19 protein-coding genes are annotated in these 25,956 nt (G+C 74.3%); 9 read left to right on the forward strand and 10 right to left on the reverse strand.

Features of this window, described 5'->3' with window-relative positions; genetic code table 11:
• Positions 1–10: 10 nt before the first annotated feature.
• Positions 11–2,536 carry a SpoIIE family protein phosphatase gene (locus AB0M29_RS14745; protein ID WP_365382633.1) on the reverse strand — a complete coding sequence of 842 codons (2,526 nt, stop codon included), beginning with the start codon at positions 2,534–2,536 and terminating at the stop codon, positions 11–13.
• 190 nt (positions 2,537–2,726) lie between these two features.
• On the opposite strand from AB0M29_RS14745, the gene AB0M29_RS14750 reads away from it, so the two are divergent.
• Together AB0M29_RS14750 and AB0M29_RS14755 are read left to right on the forward strand one after the other, a co-directional pair.
• Positions 2,727–4,901, forward strand: a complete 2,175-nt coding sequence (locus tag AB0M29_RS14750; protein ID WP_365382634.1) for a M4 family metallopeptidase — start codon at positions 2,727–2,729, stop codon at positions 4,899–4,901.
• A 271-nt stretch (positions 4,902–5,172) separates the two neighbouring features.
• On the forward strand, positions 5,173–8,253 hold the full coding sequence (locus AB0M29_RS14755) for an AAA family ATPase (protein WP_365382635.1): 3,081 nt from the start codon (positions 5,173–5,175) through the stop codon (positions 8,251–8,253).
• A gap of 54 nt (positions 8,254–8,307) precedes the next feature.
• Here AB0M29_RS14755 and AB0M29_RS14760 read toward each other — a convergent pair whose 3' ends face one another.
• Positions 8,308–9,018, reverse strand: coding sequence for an SDR family NAD(P)-dependent oxidoreductase (locus tag AB0M29_RS14760; RefSeq protein WP_365382636.1), 711 nt, complete (start codon positions 9,016–9,018; stop codon positions 8,308–8,310).
• A 103-nt stretch (positions 9,019–9,121) separates the two neighbouring features.
• On the opposite strand from AB0M29_RS14760, the gene AB0M29_RS14765 reads away from it, so the two are divergent.
• Positions 9,122–9,967: a helix-turn-helix transcriptional regulator gene (locus AB0M29_RS14765; protein WP_365382637.1), complete on the forward strand. Its 846-nt coding sequence runs from the start codon at positions 9,122–9,124 to the stop codon at positions 9,965–9,967.
• A gap of 22 nt (positions 9,968–9,989) precedes the next feature.
• Here AB0M29_RS14765 and AB0M29_RS14770 read toward each other — a convergent pair whose 3' ends face one another.
• Both AB0M29_RS14770 and AB0M29_RS14775 read right to left on the reverse strand, forming a co-directional pair.
• A complete protein-coding gene (locus AB0M29_RS14770; RefSeq protein ID WP_365382638.1) occupies positions 9,990–10,505 on the reverse strand; it encodes a DUF6328 family protein in 516 nt (171 codons plus the stop codon).
• 61 nt (positions 10,506–10,566) lie between these two features.
• A complete protein-coding gene (locus AB0M29_RS14775) occupies positions 10,567–11,673 on the reverse strand; it encodes a glutamate--cysteine ligase (protein WP_365382639.1) in 1,107 nt (368 codons plus the stop codon).
• Between the two features lie 237 nt (positions 11,674–11,910).
• Here AB0M29_RS14775 and AB0M29_RS14780 point away from each other — a divergent pair, with 237 nt between their 5' ends.
• The gene (locus AB0M29_RS14780) at positions 11,911–13,065 is read left to right on the forward strand and encodes an AI-2E family transporter (protein WP_365382640.1); all 1,155 of its coding nucleotides are present in this window, start codon (positions 11,911–11,913) and stop codon (positions 13,063–13,065) included.
• A gap of 254 nt (positions 13,066–13,319) precedes the next feature.
• Here the strand turns inward: AB0M29_RS14780 and AB0M29_RS14785 are convergent, their stop codons facing one another.
• Entirely contained in the window at positions 13,320–14,618 is a 1,299-nt protein-coding gene (locus AB0M29_RS14785) for a PP2C family protein-serine/threonine phosphatase (RefSeq protein ID WP_365382641.1), read from the reverse strand.
• A 188-nt stretch (positions 14,619–14,806) separates the two neighbouring features.
• Between AB0M29_RS14785 and AB0M29_RS14790 the strand changes: the two genes are divergently transcribed.
• Positions 14,807–15,604: a ribonuclease BN gene (locus tag AB0M29_RS14790; protein WP_365382642.1), complete on the forward strand. Its 798-nt coding sequence runs from the start codon at positions 14,807–14,809 to the stop codon at positions 15,602–15,604.
• A 41-nt stretch (positions 15,605–15,645) separates the two neighbouring features.
• Here the strand turns inward: AB0M29_RS14790 and AB0M29_RS14795 are convergent, their stop codons facing one another.
• Positions 15,646–16,494, reverse strand: a complete 849-nt coding sequence (locus tag AB0M29_RS14795) for a DUF1206 domain-containing protein (protein WP_365382643.1) — start codon at positions 16,492–16,494, stop codon at positions 15,646–15,648.
• A gap of 130 nt (positions 16,495–16,624) precedes the next feature.
• On the opposite strand from AB0M29_RS14795, the gene AB0M29_RS14800 reads away from it, so the two are divergent.
• Positions 16,625–17,566: a cation diffusion facilitator family transporter gene (locus tag AB0M29_RS14800; protein WP_365382644.1), complete on the forward strand. Its 942-nt coding sequence runs from the start codon at positions 16,625–16,627 to the stop codon at positions 17,564–17,566.
• Between the two features lie 31 nt (positions 17,567–17,597).
• Here AB0M29_RS14800 and AB0M29_RS14805 read toward each other — a convergent pair whose 3' ends face one another.
• Together AB0M29_RS14805 and AB0M29_RS14810 are read right to left on the reverse strand one after the other, a co-directional pair.
• On the reverse strand, positions 17,598–18,041 hold the full coding sequence (locus AB0M29_RS14805; protein WP_365382645.1) for a VOC family protein: 444 nt from the start codon (positions 18,039–18,041) through the stop codon (positions 17,598–17,600).
• A gap of 59 nt (positions 18,042–18,100) precedes the next feature.
• The gene (locus tag AB0M29_RS14810; protein ID WP_365382646.1) at positions 18,101–20,284 is read right to left on the reverse strand and encodes an MMPL family transporter; all 2,184 of its coding nucleotides are present in this window, start codon (positions 20,282–20,284) and stop codon (positions 18,101–18,103) included.
• A gap of 90 nt (positions 20,285–20,374) precedes the next feature.
• Here AB0M29_RS14810 and AB0M29_RS14815 point away from each other — a divergent pair, with 90 nt between their 5' ends.
• Together AB0M29_RS14815 and AB0M29_RS14820 are read left to right on the forward strand one after the other, a co-directional pair.
• The gene (locus AB0M29_RS14815; protein ID WP_365382647.1) at positions 20,375–21,046 is read left to right on the forward strand and encodes a TetR/AcrR family transcriptional regulator; all 672 of its coding nucleotides are present in this window, start codon (positions 20,375–20,377) and stop codon (positions 21,044–21,046) included.
• A 154-nt stretch (positions 21,047–21,200) separates the two neighbouring features.
• The gene (locus tag AB0M29_RS14820) at positions 21,201–22,214 is read left to right on the forward strand and encodes a helix-turn-helix domain-containing protein (RefSeq protein ID WP_365382648.1); all 1,014 of its coding nucleotides are present in this window, start codon (positions 21,201–21,203) and stop codon (positions 22,212–22,214) included.
• 140 nt (positions 22,215–22,354) lie between these two features.
• Here the strand turns inward: AB0M29_RS14820 and AB0M29_RS14825 are convergent, their stop codons facing one another.
• Both AB0M29_RS14825 and AB0M29_RS14830 read right to left on the reverse strand, forming a co-directional pair.
• Positions 22,355–23,761: a S41 family peptidase gene (locus tag AB0M29_RS14825; RefSeq protein WP_365382649.1), complete on the reverse strand. Its 1,407-nt coding sequence runs from the start codon at positions 23,759–23,761 to the stop codon at positions 22,355–22,357.
• Positions 23,762–23,908: 147 nt separating this feature from the next.
• The gene (locus AB0M29_RS14830) at positions 23,909–24,592 is read right to left on the reverse strand and encodes a PhzF family phenazine biosynthesis protein (RefSeq protein ID WP_365382700.1); all 684 of its coding nucleotides are present in this window, start codon (positions 24,590–24,592) and stop codon (positions 23,909–23,911) included.
• Positions 24,593–24,803: 211 nt separating this feature from the next.
• On the opposite strand from AB0M29_RS14830, the gene AB0M29_RS14835 reads away from it, so the two are divergent.
• Complete coding sequence (locus tag AB0M29_RS14835; protein ID WP_365382650.1) at positions 24,804–25,931, forward strand: cation diffusion facilitator family transporter; 1,128 nt, start codon at positions 24,804–24,806, stop codon at positions 25,929–25,931.
• The last annotated feature ends 25 nt before the right edge of the window (positions 25,932–25,956 follow it).

Here is a 25,956-nt window from a genome sequence, read left to right on the forward strand (position 1 = left end):
CGCGGCGGGCTCAGTCGCCCGCTCCGGACAGGGGCTGTTCCGTCCAGATGCACTTGCCGTCGGGGGTGTAGCGGGTGCCCCAGCGCTGGCTGAGGGCGGCGACCAGCTGAAGGCCGCGACCGCCCTCGTCGGTGTCGTCGGCGCGGCGCAGGCGGGGCGTGGTGAGGCTGCCGTCGGAGACCTCGCAGACGAGGGTGCGGCTGCGCAGGAGGCGCAGGCCGATGGGGCCCTTCGCGTGCCGCACCACGTTGCCGACGAGTTCGCTGGCGAGCATCTCCGTGGTGGGGACGAGGTCGTCGAGCCGCCAGTGGGCGAGTTGGCGCCGGACGTGGTCGCGGGCCTGGCCCGCGGCGACCGGGTCCTCGGGCAGGGTCCAGGCCGCCACGTCGTCGTCCCGCAGGAGGTGGGTGCGGGCCATGAGGACGGCCGCGTCGTCGCTGGTCTGCTCCTGCGCCGGGAGGAGCGTGGCGGCCAGCGACTCGCAGAGCAGGTCGAGCCGGGCGGCCTCGCTGTCGCCGTGCGGCTCCGCGTGACGGCCGCGGTGAGCGGGCGCGACCGCCAGGCTCGCCGTGATGGCCTTGGCCAGTTGGGCGATGCCGCTGTCGATGTCACGCCGGGGCGACTCCACGAAGCCGTCGGTGTACAGCACGAGCAGACTGCCCTCGGGGAGCCGTAGTTCGGTGGTCTCGAACGGCGGGGTGGCCGCGCCGAGCGGCGGGTCCGCGGCGAAGTCGGCGAAGGACACGCTGCCGTCGGGGCGGATGACCGCGGGCGGCGGCTGCCCGGCGTTGGCGAGGGTGCAGATGCCGGTGACGGGGTCGTACAGGGCGTACAGGCAGGTGGCGTAGAAGTCGTCGCCGAGGTCGCTGACCAGGTCGTTGAGGTGGGTGAACAGCTCGTCGGGGGGCAGCTCGAGACCGGCCAGGGTGCGGACGGCGGTACGCAGCCTGCCCATGGTGGCGGCCTCCGGCAGTCCGTGGCCCATCACGTCGCCGATGACCAGGGCGACGCGGTCGGCGGACAGCGGGATGACGTCGTACCAGTCGCCGCCCAACTTGCCGCCGCTGGCGGGCAGATAGCGGGCGGCCGCGGTGATGGCGGGCAGCGCGGGCAGCACCCGGGGCAGCAGGCCGCGTTGGAGCGCCTGCGCGCGGCCGTGCTCCGCGTCGTACTGCCGGGCGCGCTCCAGCGCCTGGGCCACCAGCCCGCTCAGCGCGATCAGCAGGGTCCGCTCCTCCCCGGTGAGGCGGCGGGGGTGGTCGAAGGAGACGATGCAGCCGCCGACCTGGTAACCGCCCACGATGAGCGGCAGGAACGCCCAGGCGCGCTTGCCGCTGAGCGCCGCGATCTCGGCGACGTCCGGGTAGGCGGCCGCCATCTCCTCCGGTGAGGCGATGAAGGTCGGCACGCTGGCGCCCGGCGGCCGTTCGCTGGTGCCGCCGGTGGGGTCCACGGTGGCCTCGGCGGTGATGTCGGCGGGGAACCCGTCCGCGAGCCGGTCGAGGAAGGACTGCGGGTAGCCGACGGCGCCGACGGCACGCACCCGGTCGCCGACCCGGGCGTGCACGATCAGGCCCGCGGCGCCGAAGAGCGGCAGCACCCGCTGCGCGGCGGCGGCGACCACGTCCTCTGCGGTGAGCGCCTCGGCCAGCGCGGCGGTCAACTCGCCGATGCGCGCGGAGCGTTCGGCCGCCGCACGGTCCACGGCGACCCGCTCGGCCTCGGCCTGCCGCCGCTCGGTGATGTCGGTCAGATAGACCGTCAGACCGTCGGGGACGGGGATGAACCGCAGGTGGTACCAGCGCCCGTCGGTCGGCAGCCGTACGTCGAGCCCGGTCGGTGCGCGCTCCGTGACCGCGGCGCGGCACTGCGTCTCGAACCCCGGTACGCGGACCGCGGGGATGTCCCAGAGCGTGCGGCCGACGAGGTCGGGCGCGGAGTGCAGCAGACGTTTCGCCTGGTCGTTGACGTAGAGGACCCGCCAGTCGACGTCGACGGCGAGGAAGCCGTCGCTCATGTGCCGCAGCGCCCGGCCCGCGGAGTCCAGGGCCGCCAGCGTCTCGGTGGTCGCCCACAGCCGCCCGATCATGCGGGCGGGCGCACCGTCCGCGCCGACCACGATCAGTCCGCGGACCGCCACCCAGGCCACGGTGCCGTCGGGCCGGCGTATCCGGTGCCGTACCAGGTACTCGGCGTGGCTCTGCAGCGACTCCTCGGCCTGCGCGAGCACCACGGGCAGGTCGTCGGGGTGGATCAGCGCCCGCCAGCTCTCGATCCGCCCGTCGAAGTCGTCAGGGGCGATGCCGAGCACCCGCGGCATCTCGTCGTCCCACAGCAGTTCGCCGGTGTGGATGTTCCAGTCCCAGGCGCCGACCGGGAGGGCGCGGTGCGCGTCGCCGAGGTCCGGGACGGCGCTCTGCCCGTCCCGCCGCTCGCCGCGCTGCCCGTCCTGCCGCAGCCGCTCGGGAACCCACCGCGCGACGGCTTTCAGGAAGCCGTGCCGCGCGGGAGGGAGCGGGCCTGGCCTGGTGCTCAATGGGCTCACCAAGAGTGCAGATCGTTACAAATCGGTCACAGCCAACTATAGCCGGGCGGCGGGTCGGCATGGGGGCAACGGCCGTTAGGGATACCCCTCGGGGTGCGCACACAGCCTGCACAGAAGGACGGACGGTTTCCCACACTCAGCGGGACCCCCCACGCATGAGGTGAAAGGAAACCCCTGTCCCATGCAGATTCGCATACTCGCGCGACTCTCGGTGGCCACGCTCGCCTGCGTGTCCGCCGCCGCCGTCGCCCTGCCCGCGGCCACCGCCGCGTCGCCGCAGGCGCGGTCGCGGCCGCTTCCCGCGGGCCACGCGGCCTTCTCCGCGGCGCCGTTCACGACCGACCCGTCGGCCGCGGTCCGCGCGGACGTCACCGCCCACGCGCGGCAGGCGCTCGCCGCGCACGCCGCCCAGGCCCACACCACGGAGGGCGACGCGTACACCGTACGGAACATGGTCGTCGACCGTGACGGTTCCGCGGACGTCCGCTTCGACCGTACGTACAAGGGCCTGCCGGTGTACGGCGGTGATGTGGTCGTCCATCTGGACAAGGACGGGACCTACCGGGACATGGGCGTCGGCGCGCGCACCTCGGGGGCGGTGTCGACCACCCCCGAGGTGGCCGCCACCAGGGCTTCGGCGGTGTCCAGAGCGGCCTTCGGCGGGACGCCCTCCTCGGTGTCGGCGCCGCGTCTCGCGGTGCAGGTGGACGGCGCCACGGCGGCGCTGGTCTGGGAGACCGTGGTCAGCGGCACGCGCGCGGACGGGACGCCGAGCGCACTGCACGTCCTGGTCGACGCCGGTACGGGCAAGGTCGTCCGCACCCACGACGACGTCGACACCTTCGCACCGGCCGGCCTCCACCCGGCCACCGCCGCGGCGCCGGCCATGGGTCCGGCGGCGGTCCCGCTGACCGCGGGCAGCGGCCGTTCGATCTACAGCGGCCAGGTCTCCCTCGACCTCACGCAGTCCGGCTCCACGTACTCCATGAAGGACCCCTCCCACGGCAACGGCTACACGACCAACCTCAACCACGCCACCAGCGGCACCGGTTCGACCTTCGCCAACTCCTCGGGGACCTTCGGCGACGGGGCGAACGACGACCCCGCCTCCGCCGGTGTGGACGCCCACTACGGCGCCGCCGAGACCTTCGACTACTACAAGAACGTCCAGGGCCGCAACGGCATCTTCGGCGACGGCCGCGGCGTCCCGTCCCGTACCCACTACGGCAACGCGTACGTCAACGCCTTCTGGGACGGCACCCAGATGACGTACGGCGACGGCCAGGGCAACTCCCGTCCGCTGGTCGAACTCGACGTCGCCGGGCACGAGATGAGCCACGGCGTCAGCGGCGCGCTCACCGGCTGGGACGAGACCGGCGAGACCGGCGGCATGAACGAGGGCACCAGCGACATCTTCGGCACGCTGGTGGAGTTCTACGCCAACAACCCGGTGGACACGCCCGACTACACCATGGGCGAGCTGATCAACATCAACGGCAACAACCAGCCGCTGCGGTGGATGTACCAGCCCTCCCTGGACGGTTCCTCCCCCGACTGCTGGAACAGCTCCAACGGCGGCCTCGACCCGCACTACTCGATGGGCCCGCTGAACCACTGGTTCTTCCTGGCCGCGGTCGGCAGCGGCAACCACGGCTACGGCAACAGCCCGACCTGCAACGGCTCCACGGTCACCGGCATCGGCAACGACAAGGCCGGGAAGATCTGGTACAAAGCGCTGGCCTCGTACGCCAACAGCGCCGAGAACTACCACCAGGCGCGGATCGACTCGCTCAAGGCCGCGGCCGACCTGTACGGCGCGCACTGCACGGAGTACAACACCATCGACGCCGCGTGGGCGGCGGTCAGCGTCACCGGCGCCGACCCCGTACCGGGCACCTGCGGCAGCCAGCCCGGCTCGCCCTCGGTGACCAACCCGGGCAACCAGACCGGCACCGTCGGCACCGCCGTCTCCCTGCAGATCCACGCGAGCGACCCCGGTGGCTCCGCGCTCACGTACAGCGCGACGGGGCTGCCCGCCGGGCTGTCGGTCAACGCCTCGACCGGTCTGATCTCGGGCACCCCCACGGCCGCGGGGACCTCGTCGGTGACGGTCACGGCGAAGAACACCGCCAACGCCAGCGGCACCACCAGCTTCACCTGGACCGTGACCGGCGGCGGCAACCCGCCGCCCGGCGGCTGCGGGAACCTGCCCGCCTGGAGCGCGAGCACCAGCTACGTGCCGGGCGACCAGGTGTCGTACAACGGCCACAAGCGGAAGTCGACCTGGTACTCGACGGGCGCCCAGCCCGACGCCCCGGCCTCCTGGGCGGTCTGGCAGGACCAGGGCGCCTGCTGAGCCGCAGGTCCGCGACCGGATGACCTGACAACCGCAGCGGTCGCGGCGCCCGCGCACCACGCGGCTCGCTCCGCGCCGAGCCGGGCCGGTGGCCTCCCCGCCACCGGCCCGGCACCGGGTCGTGTCCCGCGCCCCCGCCACGGCCCGTGAGGCGACCGTGACAACTGGTGCGCGGGATGTTGACCCCCGGCGGCGATCCCCCTACATTCGCGCCGGGCCAGGCTTGTCGGGTCCATGACCTGCACAGGACCCCTGTCAGGAGGCTCCCCCCATGCCCCTTCCCCCTGACTCCTCGCGGCCGTGCCGCGCGCGCGGCACGGCGGAACCGGCCGACGGTCCGCCCCGGCACGGAGAAGCGCCCACACTCGGCGCGGCGGACCCCGCTGACGGCGCACGCTCGCGGCGGGTCGCCGAGCGGGGTGCGCTGCTCGCCGCCGGGCGCTCCCATCTCGCGGCCGGGGGCGGGCTGGTGGTCACCGGGCCGGCCGGGATCGGGCGCAGTACGGTGCTGGGGCGGCTGGCCGAGGAGTACGAACGGGTGGCCGGGCATCGCGTGCTGCGCTGCGCCGGGGCCGCGACCAGTGCGGACTGCCCGTATCTCGGGCTGATCGATCTCCTGGCGGAGGCCGCCGAGACGGAGCTGGGGGTGCTGGCGCCGCACGAGCGGGCCGTGCTCGACGCGGCGCTGCTGCGGGCGCCGGTGCCGCCCGGGGAGGACCTGGACAGCCCCCGCGCCCGGCTGATGGTCCGCCTCGCGGTGCGGAAGGTGCTGGAGGCGATGAGCGGCGGCGGGCCCGTACTGCTGGTCGTCGACGACGCGCAGTGGCTGGACCGGCCCACCGCGGAGGTCCTGGCCTTCCTGGCCCGGCGGTCGGGCGGCCCGCGGCTGGCCGTCCTGGTCTCAGCCACGACGGACCCCTTGGGCGGGCGGGGGGCGGCGCTCGCGCCGGAGAGCCCCTGCTTCGAGCCGATCCGCACCCCGAACGGGCCGGGGGCCGCGGGGCTCGCGCCGGAGAGCTTGTGCCCCGAACCGACCCGCACCCCGAACGGGCCGGGAGCTGCCGGGCTCGCGCCGGAAAGCTTGTGCCCGGAGCCGGTCCGTACCCTGGCCGTGCCGCCCATGACCGTACGCGACGGTGCCGACATGCTCGACGCGCTGGAGGGACCGCCGTGGCCGCGGCCGCTGCTGGCCCGGCTGCACCGGGCGGCGGGCGGCAACCCGCGCAGCCTTTTGGCGCTGGCCCGCGCCGTCGCGGAGCGTGCCGCCGCGTCCGGCCGCACGCTGGCCGAGGCGGCGGAGCCGCTGCCGATCCCCGAGAGCCTGCGCGCACCGGTGCTGGCCCGGCTCGCCGCGCTGCCGGACGGCGTGCGCCGCACCCTGCTGACCGCGAGCGCCGCCGCCCGTCCCACCGTGGAGCTGCTCACCCGGGCGGGGCGTCCGACGGCGTCGGCCGACATCGACGCGGGGTCGCGTCACGGCCTCGTCGAGCGTCCGGCCCACGGCCCCTTACGGTTCTGCGACCCGCTGGTGCCGCTGGTCCTCTACGAACAGGCCCCGTACGACACCCGCATGGCGATCCACCGGGCGCTGGCGGAGGCCGCCGCCGACCCGGTCGAACGCGCCCACCACCTGGCGCGCCTGGTGCCGGGCCCGGACGCCGAGACCGCCGCGCGGCTGACCGAGGCGGCGGGCGCGGCACGCCGCCGCGGCGCCCCGGCGACCGCGGCCCTGCTGGGGTGGCTGGCCGCGGAACGCACCCCGGTCGGCCAGCGCGAGACCGGCGTCGAGCGGCGCCTGACCGCGGCCGAGGACGCCATCGCCGCGGGCGACTTCCCGCTCGCCCGGCGGCTGGCCTACGAGGTGCTCGGCGACACCGAGCGGCCCGCGGAGCGGGTACACGCCTGGAACGTCGTCCTGGACTCGTGCGGCCAGAACATGGCGGAGGTCGCGGGGGTCTTCCCGCTTGCGCTGCACGACGCGCGCGACCACCCCGGACTGCTGGCCCAGCTGCACTACCGGCTGAGCTGGCGGGAGTGGATGGTGGCGGGCTCCGCGGCCGCCGCCCGGCGCCACGCCGTACGGTCGGCGGAACTGGCCGCGGAGGCCGGCGACCGGCACACCGAAGTGATGGCGCTGACCCAGCAGGCCGCGCTGGAGCTGTTCCTGGGCGTCCCCGGCGCCGAGCGATCCCTGGCCCACTCGCTGGCCGCGCCCCACGACGCGCTCGCCATGGCCGACCACAACGGCCCGCTCTACGCCCGCTCGCGCTTCCATCTCGCGCACGACCGGCTCGACGACGCCGCCGCCGACCTGCGGGCCCTGGTCTACGCCCTGCGGCAGCGCGGCTCGGCGGAGAGCCTCGGGCAGTGCCTGTGCGGCCTGGCACAGGTCGAGGTGCACCGCGGCCGGTGCAAGCAGGCACTCACCGTGGCCAGGCACGGGCTGCGCGCGGCGGAGCAGTCGGGGCTGAGCCAGGGGCCCGCGTGGTACACCGTCGCCCTCGCGGAGGCCGCGGGCGGCAGCTTCGACGAGGCGCTGGCCGCCGCGGAGAAGGCCAGACGGCACAGCGAGGACGAGGACGACCGGCTCTTCCTGCCCCGGGCACTGCATGCCGAGGGGCGTATCCGGCTGCTGCGCGGGGAGGAGACGGCCGCCGCGGAACTGCTGCGCGCGGCGGGCGCGATGGAGACCGCCCAGGGCCTCGGCGATCCGGCGGTACGCCGCTGGCACGCCGACCTGGCCGAGGCGCTGGCCCGGGTGGGCGCGCTCGCGGAGGCCGACGAGGTGATCGCGCGCGCCAGGACGCAGGCGGTGCGGCTGGCGCGGCGCGGGGTCCTGGTGACGATCGAGCGGGCGGCGGCGCTGGTCGGCGAGGCGCGCGGCGATCTCGACGCCGCGGCCCGCGGCCTGGAGACGGCCGCCGCGGCCTTCCACGCCCTGCCGTACCCGCTGGAGGAGGCCGCCACCCTGCTGGCCCTCGGCCGCGTGCTGCGCCGCCGGGAGGAGCCGCGCGCGGCACGGACGGCGCTCGCGGGCGCCCTGCGGCTCTTCACGAGCTGCGGCGCCCGCCCCTGGGTCGCGGTGACGCTGGCCGAGCGCAACGGCACGGGTACCGGGGCGGCGGCCGCCGCCCCGCCGCGCCCGCCGGACCCGTGGGCCGACCGGCTCACCGTCACCGAGTGCAGCGTGGTGACCCGCGTGGCGCAGGGCGCCAGCAACCGCGAGATCGCCGCGTCCCTCGTGGTCAGCGTGAAGACCGTGGAGGCCGCGCTGACCCGCGTCTACCGCAAGCTCGGGGTCCGGTCGCGGGTCGAGATCGCCCGGCTGGTGATGGCGGCGGGCGCGGGGTGACCACGGCTACGGCTACGGCTACGGCTACGGCTACGGCTACGGCTACGGCTACGGCTACCAGGGCAGGGTGCCCTCCGCGTCGAAGTAGCCCCCGGTGGGTCCGTCGGGGCCCAGCAGCGCCATCCGCACGATGATCTCGGCGCCCTCCTCGACGCTCTGGTGACCGGAGTGCAGATTCAGGTCGGTCGCGGTGTAGCCGGGTTCCACCGCGTTGATCCGCATGCCGGGGAACGCCTTCGCGTACTGCACGGTGAGCATGTTGACCGCGGTCTTCGACGTCGGGTAGGCGACGCCGGGGTAGGCGTGCGTCGGGGTGTCGGGGGTGGAGACCAGGGCCAGCGAGGCCAGGCCGCTGCTGACGTTGACGACGACGGGAGCCGCGGACTTCCGCAGCAGCGGGAGGAACGCGTGGGTGACGCGTACGGTCCCGAAGACGTTCGTCTCGAACGTCGCCCGCATCATGTCGGCGGTGGTGTCCGCGGCGCCGACGATGGCCATACCGGGGCCCATCTCCTCCTGGATCCCCGCGTTGTTGACGAGTACGTCCAGTCCTCCCTCGGCCTCGATGGCACGCACCGCGGCGGCCACGGACGCGTCGTCGGTGATGTCGAGCTGGACCGAGCGCGCCCCGAGCCGCTCGGCGGCGGCGCGTCCGCGGGCCGCGTCGCGGCTCCCGATGTGGACGGTGTGGCCCGCGGCGACGAGCCGGCGGGCGGTCTCGAAGCCGAGACCCTTGTTCGCTCCGGTGATCAATGTGGTGGTCATGCCTCCACCGTGCGGGGCGGCCCGGGGGGTCAGCCAGAAGTCCCGTCTTCCTGGGAACGCCAGTACCAGGAAGTCCGGGGGCCCGCGGGTGCACAGTGGTGTCATGGCGACCACCGAGTTCGGACAGACCGTACGGCGCTGGCGCGACCGGGTCTCCCCCGAAGCGGCCGGGCTGCCCGCGGGCGGCCAGCGGCGCGCGGCCGGGCTGCGCCGGGAGGAGCTGGCGCTGCTGGCCGGGATCTCGGTCGACTACGTCACCCGCCTCGAACAGGGCCGGGCCAGCCACCCGTCGGAACAGGTCGTCGAGGCGCTGGGCCGGGCGCTGCGGCTGACGTCCCGCGAGCGCGAGCATCTCTTCCACGTCGCCGGGCTGGTGCCGCCCGGACAGGGCACGGTGCCCGCGTACATCACGCCCAGCGTCCAGCGGATGCTGGACCGGCTGACCGGGGCCGCGGTCATGGTCTCGGACGCGACCTGGACGGTGCTGCTGGCCAACCCGCTGTACACCGCGCTGATGGGCGAGCCGCGCGGCAAGGAGCGCAACGCGGTGTGGCGGACCTTCCTGGGCAGCGGCGGCAACCGCGTGCGCCACAGCCCGCAGTCCCAGCGCGCGCTGGAAATCGCCCAGGTCTCCGGGCTGCGCGCCACCGCCAACCGCTACCCGTCCGACCAGCGGCTGCACCGCCTGATTTCGGAACTCCGGGCGAACAGCACCCGGTTCGCCGAGCTGTGGGACTCCGGTGTGATGGGCCACTTCGAGACAGCGCAGAAGACCATCGACCACCCGCAGGTGGGCGTGGTGACGCTGGACTGCGACCTGCTCAGCGTCGCGGGCAGCGACCTGCGGATCATGGTCTACACGGCCGAGCCCGGCACCGACGACGCCGAACGGCTGGCGCTGATCGGCGTGCTCGGCACCCAGAGCCTGGTCGGCGAGGCCCACCCGTAACCGTACGCACGCCGGACACGGCTCAGCGGCTGCGGTGCCTGACCCACAGCGGCAGCAGGAACCAGCACAGCGCGAACCACACGGCCATCGCGCCCACCATCCACGCCGCCAGCGCGTCGCGGACCACCACCCGCAGCACCAGCAGCAGCGAGCACGCCATGGTGCACAGCAGCAGCGCCAGGCCCAGCACGGTCAGCCGGGACGCCCAGACCACCGTCTGCGCCTTGACGTGTTGGCCGGTGAGGATGCGGTGCATCGCGGCCGGGCCCAGAAACGCGCCCGTCGTGGCGGCGCCGAGCATGACGGTGACGACGTAGATGTGCCGGTCGGTGGCCGAGAGCTCGTGGAACCGCTGCTGGAAGACGACGGTGAGCAGGAAGCCGAAGAGGATCTGCACACCCGTCTGGGCGACACGCAGCTCCTGCAGCAGGTCGGTCCAGCGCCGGTCGGCCCGCTCCTCCTCGGTCTCGTCCCGCCCGGGGTCGCCGTCCCGCCGCCCGGCCGCGGGCTCGGTACCGCCCTGGTCAGGTGCCGTCATCTCGCCTCCTCCGCCCGGTCCGCCGGTAGTACGCCTCGGGGGACGCCCAGTCCCCTGATCCCTACCCCGGGCCGGGCGCGATCAGGTCGAGGAGCGCGGGCAGGTCACCCTTGTCCACGGCCGCGCGCTGCCGTTCGGCGCCGGTGCCGCCGTCGAGGAGGCGCGCGACGCCCTCGGTGACGCGTTCGGCGTCGCCGAGTTCGCGCAGTGCGGGCGAGACGTGGTCCAGCAGGGCGCCGACGACATCGGCGGCCGGGGCGGGCGTCCCGTGCCTGGGGTCGACCAGGTCCCGGCCCAGGCCGTGCCGGGCCGCGTGCCACCCGGCCGCGTGGAGGATGCTGCCGGGCGGGTCCGGCGGCCTCGCCCCGCGGCGGGCCTCGCGCAGCGCGGTGGCGACCATGCCGCGGGCGAGCCCGGCGATCGTCACGGCGCTGTCCACGTCGAGCTGGACGTCGGGCGCCCGCACCTCCAGCGTCGGGTACCGCTCGGACAGCCGCGCGTGCCAGTAGATCTGGTGCCGGTCGGGTATCACCCCGGTCGCCAGCAGTGCCTCGACCCGCCGCTCGTACTCGGCGGCGTCGGAGGTGAAGGGCGGGGAGCCGCTGACCGGCCAGCGGCCGAAGACCACGGTCCGCCAGCTGGTGAAGCCGCTGTCCCGGCCGTCCCAGTACGGCGAGTTGCCGCCGAGCGCGACGACGACCGGCAGCCAGGGCCGCAGACAGCCCAGCGCGCGGGCGCCCGCCTCGCGGTCGGGCACGGCGACGTGGATGTGCATGCCGTCGATGAGCTGCTCGTCGACCAGCCGTGCGGCGTCGTCGCGCATCTCGTGGTAGCGGGCCCTCGGGGTCACCGGCTCCGACTCCCCGGCGGCCATCATGGGCGCGGCGCCGGTGGCGGCCAGCCTGCAGCCCGCCAGGTCCGCCGCGCGGGCGACCGCCTGCCGGAACCGCAGCAGATGGGCGCCGACCTCGTCCAGCGTCGTACAGATCGGGCTGGCGACCTCGACCTGGGCCTGGAGCAGCTCGACGTCGACCTCACCGGAGTCGAGCAGCGGTTCCAGGAGGGCGGCGGCCCGCACCTGCGCGGCCCGCGGCGAGGGCAGGCCGGTGGCGCCGTCGAGGAGCAGGTACTCCTCCTCCACACCGAGGGTGATGTCGGGCCGCGTCATACCTGAGGGCCTACCCCTGATCCGGCCGGGCACCGCTGATCCGGCCCACGCACGGCGCGCGACCTCGCGCAAGGCGGGTTCTGATGTTCTCAGCGGCTCGGTCCACGTCCGACCTGGCCATGACGGCGGGCCCGTAGCCGCCGCGGTATCCGGCCGCCTCCGGGCACGGAACTGGTTCGCGTAGATCGGAGACGACCGGGAAGCGGTCGGAGGGAGACGCGGAGGGAGGCACCGCCGATGTCGGACACACCCGCCGGAGACGCCGACCCGGGCGCGGCGGCTCCGCACGACCCCGACCGCCCGCGCGACCCGAAGGGCCCGTCCGGCCCCCGCGGTCCTCGCGGTCCTGCCCGGGTGCCGGGCGGCCCGGGCGGGCGGTCCTGGTTCACGATCGGCTTCGGCGCCGGGCTCGGCGCGGTGCTGGCCTGGCTGCTCGTCCGTACGGTGCTGCGGCTCAGCGAGCTGCTGACGCTGCTGCTGCTCGCGTTCGTGATCGCGGTCAGCCTGGAGCCGGTGGTCCGCTGGCTCAGCCGGCACGGGCTGCGGAGGGCGTGGTCGGTCGCCGCGGTGGTGGCGGGCTTCGCCGTGGTGCTGGCCGGGTTCGTGGCGCTGGTGGTGCCGCCGGTCGGCGCGGCGGCGACCGGGCTGACCGACGCGGTGAACCGCTGGCGCACCCAGTTGCACGACCACCACTCCACCCTGGGACGGCTGGAGGACCGCTACCACGTCATCGAGAAGGCCCAGCACCAGCTCAGCTCGGGCGGCGCGTCCAAGGTCGCCGGTGGTGTGCTCGGCGCGGGCCAGCTCGTGCTCAGCACCGTGACCTCGGCCGTCATCGTGATCACCGTGGCCCTGTACGTGATGGCCGGGCTGCCCACGATCAAGCGCTTCTGCTACCGCTTCGTGCCCGGCACCCGCAGGGAGCGCTTCGAGTCGGTCTCGGAGGAGATCCTCAACCGCGTCGGCCGCTTCATGCTCGGCAACGTCGCGACCTCGGTGATCGCGGGTCTGGCCACCTTCGCGTGGTGCGCGGCGTGGAGCGTCCCGTATCCGGCGGCGCTCGGCTTCTTCGTCGCCCTGATGGACATGATCCCGATCGTCGGCTCGACGGTGGGCGGTGTGGTGGTCAGCCTGGTGGCCCTGTCGAGATCCCTGCCGGTGGCGGTGGCCACGGCGGTCTTCTACATCGCCTTCCGGCTGGCTGAGGACTACCTGATCATGCCGCGCGCGATGAGGTACGCCGTCGACGTCCATCCCGTGGTGACCGTGGTGGCGGTGCTCGCCGGGGGCTCGCTGCTGGGCATCATCGGCGCGCTCGTCGCCATCCCGGTCGCCGTCGCGCTCGGCATCGTGCTCGACGAGTACGTGTTCCCGAAGACCGACGCCGCCTAGGGCCTGTCCGGCGGATCATGGGCGGTCCAGGCGGTGTCTGGGGGCACCCCCGGACGGAGTCTGGGGGAGCGTGCGAGCGCAAGGCTCCCCCAGCTACCGCTGGGAGGTGCCCCCAGATACCCACATAGCGGAGCTATTTGGGTGTTTCGGCAACGCGGCGGTGGGGGCACCCCCGGACGAAGTCTAGGGGAGCGTGCCAGGCGCCGAAGGGGCCGTTCGTGATCCGCCGGACAGGCCCTAGGGCCTGTCCCTGCCTAGGACGGCGGGTCCGCCGCCTGCTCGGCGGGGTGCTGGGACGGCATTCCGGCCAGGTGCTCCGCCACGTGGCGGCTGTGGTCGGTGGCGCCGAGCCACTGCACGAGCAGGACGGTCGCGTCGTCCGCGAGCTGCCCGTGGTGGTGGTCCAGGATGCTGTGGATGAGGCGGCGCAGGGTCTCGGGGACCGGCAGCCCGCTGGCGTGGTGGCGCAGCAGGAAGTCCACGAAGCCGTCCAGGCCGAACTCCAGGCCCCCGGGGTTGCGGGCCTCGGTGATGCCGTCGGTGTAGAGGACCAGCCGGTCACCGGGTTCGAGCTGCTCATGGCAGAGGGTGGGCTCCAGGCCCAGGTTGGTGCCCATCGGGTGGGCGGGCGGGCAGGTCAGGTGGGTCGTCCAGCGGCCGCCGCGGATCACCAGCGGCGGGTGGTGGCCGCGGTTCACCCAGGACAGCGCCCCGGTCCGGGTGTTCAGGTCGGCCAGGATCCCGGTGACATACCTGGCCCGGTGGAACTCGTGCTCCAGGGCCAGCTCGATCGCCACGCTGGTCTCGGCCAGGCCGAAGCCCTGGCGGCGCCGGTTGCGGGAGGTGGCGACCGCCAGGTTGGCCGTCACCCCGGCCGACGTGTCGTGGCCCATCGCGTCGAAGACCGCCATGTGCAGCACGTCGTCGGCGAGGGCGTAGTCGAAGGCGTCTCCGCCGACCTGGTAGGCCGGTTCCATGGCGGCGCCGACCACCACCCGGTCGTCGGCGTAGGTACGCGGCGGCATCAGGTGCCACTGCATCTCCGCGGCCACGTTCATCGCGTCGGTCCGCACCAGCCGGGCGTGCGCGTCGCTGGAGCTGCGCTTGCTGACCACCATGAGGGCCACCAGCGAGGAGAGCAGCTCCAGGTTGCCGCGGGTCTCCTCGTCGTCGGCGGCGGTGGCGGCGCGCAGCACCCCGAGCCGTTCGGTGCCGTCCAGCAGCGGCACCCACCACGCGACGCCCGCCTCGGCCTCACCGGGGAAGGCGATCAGCTGGCCGTTCTGGAACGCCCGGCCCGCCATGGTGCCGTCGATCTTCAGCTCGGCGTCGCCGGCGTCCGCGTCCCCACGTGCGTCGAGGCCCTCGCCGGTCATCAGCCGCAGCACGCTCTCCTGCAGGTCGGTCAGGTAGATCTGCACGTCGTCGATGCCCGCCGCGGCGGCGTGCGTCCTGACCTCGCGGGGCATCGCGCGCAGCGACATCAGATGGCTGGCGCTGGCCAGCCCGGCGAGCATCCGTCGCAGGCCCCCGTCGTGGTCCTGGCCAGCCATTGCTGTGGTCCCTTCCCCGCCCCGCCTCGGGCGGTCCGGTGGACCGGCTCTTCCCCCCATGGTCCTCCCCTGCCCCGCGGTGCGGGCCGGACGCCCGGGGTTTCCGCCCGGTGACTCGGGGCAGCCGACCTCTGCGTGGCCCGCGCGGACAAGGGCGGCGGGCCGGTGCCCGAGGAGGTGGGCCCGGGATGTCGGAGGTAGGCCAGGCCCCGCGCGACACCGTCGTGACGCGGATGTGGAAGCGCGGCGGCGAGCTGGAACTGCTCCACCGCTCCATGGGATTCGCCGCGCTCGGCATGGTCACCCTGATGCCGCTGCTCGTGGTGGTGGCGGCCGCAGCGCCGTTCCAGCACACCGGCTTCGCGCAGTGGGTGGTCGACGGCATGGGCCTGTCCGCGCACCCGGCCGAGGCGGTACGGCATCTGTTCGTCGCGCCGCGGCGGGTGCTGAGCGCGACGAGCGCGCTGAGCCTGGCCTCCCTCGCCGTCTTCGGGCTGTCCTTCGCGGCGAGCGTGGAGACCGGCTACCGCAAGGTCTGGGACCTGCCCGCCAGCCCGTGGCACAGCGTGTGGCGCCGCGCGGTGTGGCTGGCCGCGCTCACGGCGTACCTGTTCGTCGAGGCGCAGAGCGGGAGCGTGCTGGACGGCGGCGCCGCCCGTACCGCCGCCCGCGTCGTGCTCACCCTGGTCCTCGGCACGGTCTTCTTCTGCTGGGGCCAGCGCTTCCTGCTCGGCGGACGGATCAGCGGCCACCAGGCGCTGCCCGGCGCGGTGTTCACCATGGCCGGACTCGTCGGGCTGCGGGCGTTCTCCTCGTGGGTGTTCTCCCCGCTGATCGTCACCAACGCCGTCAGCTACGGCGCCGTCGGGACGGTGCTCGTCGTGCAGAGCTGGCTGATCGGCGTCGGTTTCGTCGTCCTCGGGGCCGCCCTGCTCGGCCGGGAACTGCGCACGAGATCCGCGAAGGACGAGCCCCCGGCGAACTGACACGGGCCCGGCCGCTTCGGCGGCCGGGCCCGTTCGACGGCTCACACCACGCGCCAGCGGGCGCTCGCCCAGGAGAACACCCCGAACGCGACCAGGCCGAGGGCGATCAGGACCAGCAGCCAGGGCCCGGCGGGCGTACCGGCGAAGGAGCGCAGGGTGGTGTCCATGCCGGTGGCCCGGCCGGGTGTGTGGCGCTTGGCGGCGGCCACCGCGAAGCCGCCGGCGGTCGCGAAGACGATTCCGCGGGAGGCCCCGCCGAACACCCCGACGAAATCCACCGCGCGCCGCTGCCGCCGCGACATCTCGCCCATCCGCAGATGCTTGTGGAACTTCCGCATGCAGGCCCGCGCGGCGATCCACAGTCCGCAGCACACGACCGCGACTCCGGCAGCGCCGACGATCCACTGCCCGCCGGGCCAGGCCAGCGCCTTGGCGGTGACGTCCCGTGAGGTCTTGTCGGAGGACCCGCCGCCGCTGCCCTTCTCGCCGATCGCGTAGGCCAGCACGGAGTACGACACGAAGCCGTAGAAGACGCAACGCCCCGCGGCCGCCGCCCGCTTGCCCGCCTTGGCGCCGTCGGGACCGGCCTGGCCGAAGGCGGCCTCCGACAGCCGCCACAGCGCCATGCCCGCCAGTGCGACGCCCAGCAGCCACAGCAGGACGCTGCCGAAGGGGTGGTGGGCGATCTCCGCGATCGCCCCGCCGCGGTCGGCCGTCTGACGGCTGCCGTGGGTGAAGGCGAGGCGTACCGCGAGGACGCCGACGAGGACGTAGATGACCCCGCGGGCCACGAACCCCGCACGCGCCCCGGCCGCGACCGCGGTGCTGCCCGCGGCCCGTCCGGCCCGCCCTCGGGCTGATGATGACGGTGTTGCCGATCCTGTTGCCATAACCTGCCGGATGCCCCGGAACGACCCGGCGACGCATGCCGCCGCGCGCCTGACGGTGAGCGACCGGTGCCACCGCCGGTTCCGTGCCCGGCGCCCGCGTACCCCGGGGCGACGGGGGAAGGGGACGCCCATGGCGGCGAAGCGGTCCGGCGGCACGGCACAGGACGAGGGCACCAGGAGCTCTGTCCTGGTGGCGCTGGGCGCCAATGTGCTGATCGCCGCCGCGAAGGCGGTGGCGGGCGTCTTCGCGGGCTCCCCCGCGCTGCTCTCGGAGGCCGCCCACTCGGTGGCCGACTGCCTCAACGAGGTCTTCCTGCTCGCCTCACTGCGCCGCAGCCACCGCGCGCCCGACGACGAGCACCCCTTCGGCTACGGCAAGGAGCGCTACTTCTGGTCGCTGCTCGCCGCGGTCGGCATCTTCGTGCTCGGCGGCTGCTTCTCCTTCTACCAGGGCCTGCAGGCGCTCAAGGGCACGCACGACGAGACCCGCGAGGGCTACCTCGCGGGCCTGGCGGTGCTGCTGGTCGCGCTGCTCGCCGAGAGCGCCTCACTGCTCAACGCAATCCGCCAGGCACGCCGCTCCGAGCGGGGCACCGACGACCCTGCGCTGCGTACGGTGCTCGCCGAGGACGGTACGGCAGTGGTCGGCGTGCTGCTGGCCGCCGCCGGCATGGTGGTGCACATGGTCACCGGCAGCGCCGTGGGCGAGGCCGCGGCCTCGATGGCCATCGGGGTGCTGCTGATGGGTGTGGCCTTCGGACTCGGCCGCACCGCCCACAAGCAGCTCATCGGCCTGGCCGCCGACCCGGAGCTGCGCGACCGGATCCGCGGCCTGCTCGCCGAGCAGCCGGAGATCGACACCATCGAGGAACTGCTCACCATGCGGCTGGGCCTGGACTCCACCCTGGTGGCGGCCCGGATCGACCTGGTGGGCGGGATGGACAGCGAACACGTCGAGGAGGTCAGCCTGCGGATCCGGCACGCCATCCACGACCGCTGGCCCGCCGCCGACCGGGTCTTCCTCGACATCACCGACGCCGGTTCGGAACGCACGCGGCGCACGACGGCCTGAGCACTTCAGGTGTCACCCGGCCGGGTGACGGTCACCAGGCGTAGATACGGGGCATGATCTCGCTGCGTGCCGCCACCTGGGGGCCGGGGTAGGCGATGACCAGCGGCAGGTCGTCCGGGTCGCGTCCCTCGACCATGGTGTAGCCGTCGGCCATCTCCCTGGTCGTGGTGTGGGCGGACCGCTCCTTGAGCGCCCGCTCGCAGCGGTGCAGGTCCTCGATGCTGTCGGCGGTCCAGATCACGTACTGGACGCCGACGGCGCCGAGCGGGTGCTCGCCGCCGGGACCGATGGCCCGTACGTACAGCTGGGTCTCGTCGGAGCCGACGAGGAGGGCCGCGGTGCTGGTGCGGACCGTGACCCGCATGCCCAGCAGCTCACGGTAGAACTCCACCGACTGGTCCAGGTCGCGTACGAAGGTCACCACCGAGGCCAACCGGGACCCGCGGTCCGGCCCCCTGGCTGGTTCCGATCCCATCCAGACTCCCTCGCCCTGCCTGTGGACACCTTGGCGTGCTGCGGAAACCGCTCACCACGCTACCGGTCCCCCGTACCGACCGCTCGGCGCCGCAGGTCGTCCGGCCCGGCTTCGACGGGCTCGGACGGGGTCCGCGGCGCGGCCCCCTGCTCCGGGTCGGGCTCGGTGTCCGTCAGGCCGATGCGCCGGTGCAGCCGGTGCAGCGGGCCCGGGGCGGTCCAGGCGTGGCGGCCGAGCAGCCGCATCGCGGCGGGCACCAGGATGCCGCGGATGAGCAGGGCGTCCATCAGGATGGCGAGGCCGCAGCCGAGGCCGAACAGCTGCAGGAAGCTGACCGAGGCCGTGCCGAAGGCGAAGAAGCTGACGGCCAGCAGTCCGGCCGCCGTGGAGACGATCCGCCCGGTCCTGGCGAGCCCCTCGGTGACCGCGGCGGCCGGGCCCGAGCCGGAGTCGTGCAGCTCCTTGATGCGGCTGGTGAGGAAGACCTCGTAGTCCATCGAGAGCCCGAAGGCGATGCAGAACAGCAGCACCGTCATCGCGGTGTCCATCGGCCGTGGGGTGAAGCCGAGCCAGGAGGACAGATGGCCGTCCTGGAAGATCCAGACCATCGCGCCGATGGACGCGGAGATGCCCAGGACGTTCAGGATCAGTGCCCGGATCGGCTGGGCGACGCTGCCGGTGAACAGGAAGAGCACCAGGAGTGTGGTCAGGCCGATCAGTCCGCCGGCGTACGGCAGCCGGGAGCCGATCGCGTGCTTGGTGTCGACCAGTTGGGCCGCCTCGCCGCCGACCAGGACCGTGGTGCCGGACGGCTCGGGCAGCGCCCTGATGCCCTTCACCAGGCGCTGCGCGTCGCCGGAGTGGCCGGTGACGTCGGTGTACGCCGTCAGCAGCCGGGTGCCGGGGGCCGTGGCGCTGTCCACCCGTACGACGTGCGGCAGCCGGGCCAGCCGCGCCGGGAGGTCGCCGGGGTCGCCGGTGACCACCACCTGGAGCGTCGTCGCCTGGTCGCCGGAGAAGTCGGTACGCAGCAGGTCGGAGGTCTGGCGGACCTGCGCCGACGCCGGGAGCACCTGCTCGTCGGGGGTGCCGAAGCTGACGTGCAGCAGCGGGCTGGCCATGGCGAGCAGCAGGGCGAGCGGCGCGAGCGCCACCACGGGGCGGCGCATCACTGCTCCCGCGAGGCGGCCCCAGAAGGGCGCCTCGCTGCCCCGGCGCTCGGTCTTCGACCAGGGCAGCTTGCCGACCTCGACCCGCTTGCCGAGCACCGTGAGCAGCGCGGGCATGAGGATCAGCGCGCTGAGCGCGGCGACGACCACGACGCCGATCCCGGCGTAGGCGAAGGACCGCAGGAAGTAGAGCGGGAAGACGAGCAGCGCGGCGAGGGCGGCGGCGACCGTCGCCGCGGAGAACAGGATCGTCCGGCCCGCGGTGCGCACCGTCGTGACCACCGCGGTGCGGCGATCGGCTCCCCTGGCGGCCAGTTCGCGGTAGCGGGCGACCATCAGCAGCGCGTAGTCGACGCCGAGTGCCAGGCCGAGCGCGGTGGTGATGTTGACGGCGAAGACGGAGACGTCGGTGATCCGGCCGAGGACGGAGAGCTCCGCGAAGGTGCCGAGGATGGCCACCAGGCCGACGGCGAGCGGCAGCGCCGCGGCCACGAAGCCGCCGAACGCCAGGATCAGCAGCACCAGCGTCAGCGGGATGGCGATCCCTTCGGCCAGCGCGAGGTCCTTGACCACCTGGGTGTTGACGCTCCTGCTGACCATCGCGTCGCCGCCGGCCCGCACGGTGACCGCGCCGTCGTCGTGGACGTGCGCGGCGACGACCCGGTCGACCAGCGCCTTGTCGTCGGCGTCGACATGGCCGACGACGAGGGCGGACGCGCCGTCCTTGGACTTCATGGCGGGGTTGTGGGAGGTCCAGTACGAGCCCACGCCGTGGACGTCGTGGTCGGCGGCGAGTGCCTTGGTGAGCGCGGCGCCGGAGGCGGCAGGGCCCGGGTCGTCGGCCGACCCGCCGCGGGCCGTGACCACCAGCACCAGGTTCGGCCGGCCGCCGAACGTGTCGTCGACGACCTGGGCGGCGCGGGTGGACTGCGCTCCCGGTACGTCGAATCCGCCGCCCTTGAGCTGGCCGAAGGCACCGGCTCCGGCAGCGCCTATGAGGGCCACCACCACCGCGGCCAGGATCAGTACGAGCTTCGCCCTGCGATGGACGAGGCTGCCGAATGTGCCGAGCATCCGCTCTCCCCGGTCAGATGTTAACAGTGTCAACTCCGGCCCACTGTGGCACGAGATGTTAACGGCGTCAACTTTGGGGATGATGGGGGTGTGAGCACTACGTCCTACCACCACGGAAACCTCTCCCAGGCGCTCGAGGACGCCGCCACCGACCTCGCGCGGGCGGGCGGCCCCGAAGCCGTCGTGCTGCGGGAGGCCGCCCGGCGGGCGGGGGTCTCGGCGACGGCGGCGTACCGCCATTTCGCCGGGCAGCAGGACCTGCTGGAGCGGGTGAAGCAGCGCGCGCTCGGCGTGCTGGCCGAGCGGATCGGCGCCGCCCTGGCCCAAATCCCGAGCGACGGCGACGTGACGGACGCCGCGCAGGCGCGGCTCATCGCGGCGGGCCGCGCCTACGTCGACTTCGCCCGTACCGAGCCGGGCTATTTCGCCACGGCCTTCCGCAGGACCGGTGCGGAGGCCGCGGAGGGCGGCAGCGCCGACCCCGAGCACAGGGATCTCTGGGACGACAGCGCCTTCCGTATGCTCGGCACGATCCTCGACGGCCTGGTCGACACCGGCGTGATGCCCGCCGACGACCGCCCGCACGCCGAGTACGCGGCCTGGTCCGCCGTCCACGGCCTGGCCGTCCTGCTGCTCGACGGCCCGCTGCGCCACATGCCCCCCGCCGACCAGGACGCGGCCATCGACCGCACCCTCCGCCTCGTGGTCGACGGACTCATCGGCGGACGCGGCACGGGCACCGGCGCCGGGCACGGCGCCTGACCAGCGGTGACGCCGGGCGGGGCGGGCGGGGCGGCGACCCGTGGCAGGCGGCTTCCCTGCGGGCACGCAACCGTGCGGCGCGTGGATCCGTCCCCGTCTACAGCCCGTGACCGGAGGGCCGCGGTCCGTGTGAGGGCCGTAGAGAGGGAGTCCCGTGCTGCGCATCCACTTCACACCCGACGATCTGCAGAGCGTCCGTATCGCGCGGCAGCCCGACCCGCTGTGGGAACTGGTGTGCAGCGTCTGCCGGTTGCAGACCCGGCAGGGGCCGCTCGACTTCGGGGGCTGGCGCCGCACCGCCCAGCACCGGCTGCGCGCCGACCGCCCGGCCCACGCCGCCCTGCCGCTGCTGCGCACCCTCATCCCGGCGGCCGGCTACATCCCCGACTTCCTCACTCCCTTACCCGCGGGCGGTGAACTCTCCGCGGCGCTCGACCAGGTACGGGGCACCCCGCCGCGCCGGCTGGCCGCCGAACTCGCCCGGCTGGCGGGCGGCCACGCCGGGGCCCGGGCGGCCGAGGCCGTACCCGGACGCGGCGGACTGCGGCCGCTCACCACGGCGCTCGCGGCGTACCATCGGGCCGCCGTCGCCCCGCACTGGACCCCTATCCGCGCGGCGGTCGGCCATGACGTCGCCCTGCGGACCCGCGCGCTGATGGACGGCGGCACGCAGGCGCTGCTGCACGGGCTGCGGCCGTGGGCGGTGTGGAAGGCGCCGGTGCTCGAAGTGGACTACCCGGTCGACCGCGACCTCCACCTCGGCGGACGCGGACTCCTGCTGGTCCCCTCGTACTTCTGCTGGCGGCGGCCCACCAGCCTGGCCGACCCCGACCTGCCACCCGTCCTCGTGTACCCGATCGCCAAGGACCCGCTCGAAGCGGTGCGCGGACCGGACGCCGGCGGCGGCCTGGCCCGGCTCCTCGGCCGCACCCGCGCGGCCGTACTCGACGAGGTGGCCCGCGCCGACGGCAGGACCACCTCCGAGCTGGCCACCGCCGTCAACGTGTCCCTGCCCAGCGCCAGTTACCAGATCAGCGTGCTGCGGGACAGCGGCCTGCTCGCCACCCGGCGCGCGGGCAAGTACGCGCTGCACACCGTGACTCCACTGGGTCTGCGCCTGCTGTCGACGGACACCCCCGGCGTCACTTCGGCCACATTCGAAGCATGATGCGCCCGCGCCCGTCACACGACAACCTAGGGGCATACCCCGTTCCGACCGGCCGCATACAACCGGTTCCATACCGGCGCCCGGCCGCGTCCACGGGGGTGGCGCGGCCGGGCGCTGACACCTCGTCAAAGCACCGCCCGTTAAAGGGGATCGGGATCCGCGAGAACGGCCCGGGCCGCCGCGAGGGCCGAGTCGCGGCCGTGGGCCAGTTCGTCGTCGGTGAAGACGGGGACGGTGAGGTCGGGCGGGATGCCCGCGCCGTCGTAGGAGCGGCCGTCGTCGTCGAGGTAGCGCTCGTTCGGCAGGCCGAACATCCAGCCGTTGGGCAGTGACCGGTCCAGGGTGTCGGAGAAGATGCCCTGCGTGGGGGCGCCGATGCGCAACGGTCGCGGTGTGCGGTTCATCAGGGCCTGGGTGAGGGTCTCGGCGGCGCTCATGCTGCCGCTGCTGGTCAGGACGGTGACGGGGCCCGTGTAGGGGTGGGTGCCGGCGGGCGTGACGGTGACGGGTTGGGGCGGGGTGAAGCGGACCGGGCCCGGCGTGTCGGTACGGGCCTGCTTGGCGTAGGCCGTGAACGGCCGGGCGGTCAGCCGTGCGGCGAGCCGCAGGGCCAGCCGGTCGGAGCCGCCGCCGTTGAGCCGCAGGTCGAGGACGAGGCCGTGCGGGGCGGCGCCGGGGGTGAGGACGGCGTCCAGGGCGCGGTCGAGTTCGGCGGCGTCGGCGGCGTACGCGTCCTGGTCGGTGTAGCCCTGGAAGGAGGTGATCCGCAGATAGCCCACGCCGCCCGGCAGGTCCGCGTAACCGATCTTGCCCTGGGCCCAGGTACGCAGCCCGGCGCCCAGGTTCGCGCCCGTGGCCTGCCAGGCGCGGGTGACGAAGGTGTCGTCGGTGACGGGCAGGGTGCCGGGGCGGGGCTGCCAGAACGAGCCGGTGGCCCCGGCCCGGATGCCGACATGGGCGTCGGCCAGCGGGCGCACCATGTCGGAGAGGATCGCGAGGAGTTGGGCGTCGGTGGTCCGCGCGGTGACCCGCGGCCGGTAGCGGTCCCTGACCTGTTCCCAGTCCACACCCTTGGCGGCGAAGAACGGGTAGTTCTCCTGGAAGGTCGCCCAGAAGACGTCGAAGACGGCACGGGGGTCGTCCCGCACCGGCGTGGCGCAGACCGCGGGCAGGGCGGCCAACCGCCGCATCCGGATGTCGGTGACGTCCGCGGCGGCGTTCCACACGGCCCGGTCGCGCCCCCGCGGGCGCAGCGTCAGCTCGGGCTGCCCGTCGACGGTGAACTCCACGGCCCCGTCCGGCCCGACGGGGCCGGTGCGCGTCCCCGAGAGCAGGCCCGGCAGGCAACCGGCGGCGGAGATGTCGTACGTCCGCAGCCTGCCGTCGTGCACGGTGACGATCCGTCCGTAGCCGTCGGTGCGCCACGTGCCCTCCAGCGAGGGGTGCGGCGCGGCGGGTCGCGCCGCGGTCAGCGCCGAGGTCGCGGCCAGCACGACGAGCGCCGCCGTGGCGGTGCGCGGGGAGCGTGCGTGTCGTTGTCCGATCATGATCACGACGCTACGGATCGGCGCCGGCCCGCGGCAATCCGGCTGGCCGCAGGACGGGTACGGGGGTTGGCCCCCGTCGCGGCGGCCGGGCGGGTCGCCGGTCGCGTGGCGGTGACGTACACCGCCGTGCCATGCGCTGGCGCCTCGTCAGGCGTCGCGTACGGACTCCAGGCGGACCCGGCCGCCGAGCTCGATCGTGCCGTCGGGGGCGGGGGCGGTGAGGAGTTGTGAGCCGCGGCCCTGGGTGATGTTCAGGGCCCGGCCGAGCTGCTGGGTCAGCAGGAGGGCGGCGGCGCCGGTCGCCTCGTCCTCGTCGATGCCGTCGTCGCGGCCGGGGAACGCGCGGGCCCTGACCCGGCCCGCGGCCTCGTCGATCCACGACCAGGCGTACAGCCACTCCCCCGGCTCGGGCACCGCCAGATCCTCGACCTCGCGCACCGAGGCGTAGCGGCGCAGCGTGCGCGGCGGCGCCCACTCGGGGCGGGCGGTGATCCAGGTGAACTCGCCGTCGTAGCGGGCGTAGACCTCGCCCGCGGCCGTCTCCAGGATCTCCAGGTCGAGCAGCCAGGCCGCGCCGACCAGCGGGTGCCCGGCGAACGGCAGCCGCAGGCCGGGGGTGTAGATGTCGACGGCGCCGCGCTCGGGGTCGTCCACGAACACCGTCTCGCTGAAGCCCAGCCGCCCGGCCAGCTCCTGGCGGGCCCGCTCGCCGGGCACGCGCGAGCCGTCGCGCACCACACCCAGCGCGTTGCCGTGCCGCCCGTCCGGGCCGCAGAAGACACGCAGCACGTCGACACCGACCCCGGGCGCCGTCCCCGGCCACGCCGTCACCGCGCCCCCCGCCGCCCGTACTCCTCCGCTCACGTTCACCCGGGCATTACAGCATCCCCGGCGGGCGGCCGGTGCCTTCTCGCCCCGGTCCACCGGGCCGCCGGTCTCCCCCCGAACGGCGAAAGCGGCGCAGTTGCGAATGCATCGCACCTGGTCAGCGCACGTATGACGGTGATAGCCGCAATGGGCTCCTGCTGGCATCGTAGGAACCATGGACGGCAGCGAGCACGGGCACGAGCACCACGGCGAGCGTGGGCACGGCCACGGGCACGGGCACCACGACGGGCACCAGCACGAGCACGGGCACGAACACCCGCACCCCCACCCCCACCCCCACGGCAGCGGTCCGTCGCGGCTGCGCCACCGCCTCGGGCATCTGTTCCGCCCGCACAGCCATGACGCCGGGGACCGGGTGGACTCCGCGATGGAGGCGTCGGCCGAGGGCATGCGCACCCTGTGGCGGTCGCTGGTCATCCTCGGGGCGACGGCGGTCCTCCAGGCGGTGGTCGTCGTGGTGTCGGGATCGGTGGCGCTGCTCGGCGACACCGTGCACAACACCGCCGACGCGCTCACCGCGATCCCGCTGGGCATCGCGTTCGTGCTCGGCAGGCGGGCGGCCAACCGCCGTTACACGTACGGCTACGGCCGTGCCGAGGACCTGGCCGGGATCGCGATCGTGCTCACCGTCGCCGCGTCCTGCGCGCTGGCCGCGTACGAGGCGGTCGACCGGCTGCTGGACCCGCGGACGGTGACCCATCTGTGGGCGGTCGCCGCCGCCGCGCTGGTCGGGTTCGTCGGCAACGAGTGGGTGGCGCGCTACCGGATCAGGACCGGGCGCCGGATCGGTTCCGCCGCCCTGGTCGCCGACGGGCTGCACGCCCGTACCGACGGCTTCACCTCGCTCGCGGTGCTGCTGGGCGCGGGCGGCGCCGCGCTCGGCTGGCGCGCCGCCGACCCCGTGGTGGGCCTGCTCATCACCGCGGGCATCGCCCTCGTACTCAAGGACGCGGCTCGCGAGGTCTACCGGAGGCTGATGGACTCCGTCGACCCGGAGCTGGTCGCCACCGCGGAGCGGGCACTGCGCGGCGTCGACGGGGTGCTGGGCGTCGGCCAGATCCGGCTGCGCTGGATCGGCCATGTGCTGCGCGCCGAGGCCGACATCGTGGTGGACCCGTTCCAGACCGTCGTACAGGCCCACGCGGTGGCGGTCGCCGCCGAGCACGCCCTCATCCACGCCGTGCCCCGCCTCACCGCCGCCACCGTGCACACCGACCACGCACCCCTGCCCCCGGTGACCGCCGACCCGCACGCCGTCCTCGCCCACCACGCGGCGGCCTGAAGGAACGGCCGGCGGATCGCCCGGC

Origin of the sequence: Streptomyces sp. NPDC051976, assembly GCF_040680795.1 — a bacterium.
Taxonomy (GTDB): domain Bacteria; phylum Actinomycetota; class Actinomycetes; order Streptomycetales; family Streptomycetaceae; genus Actinacidiphila.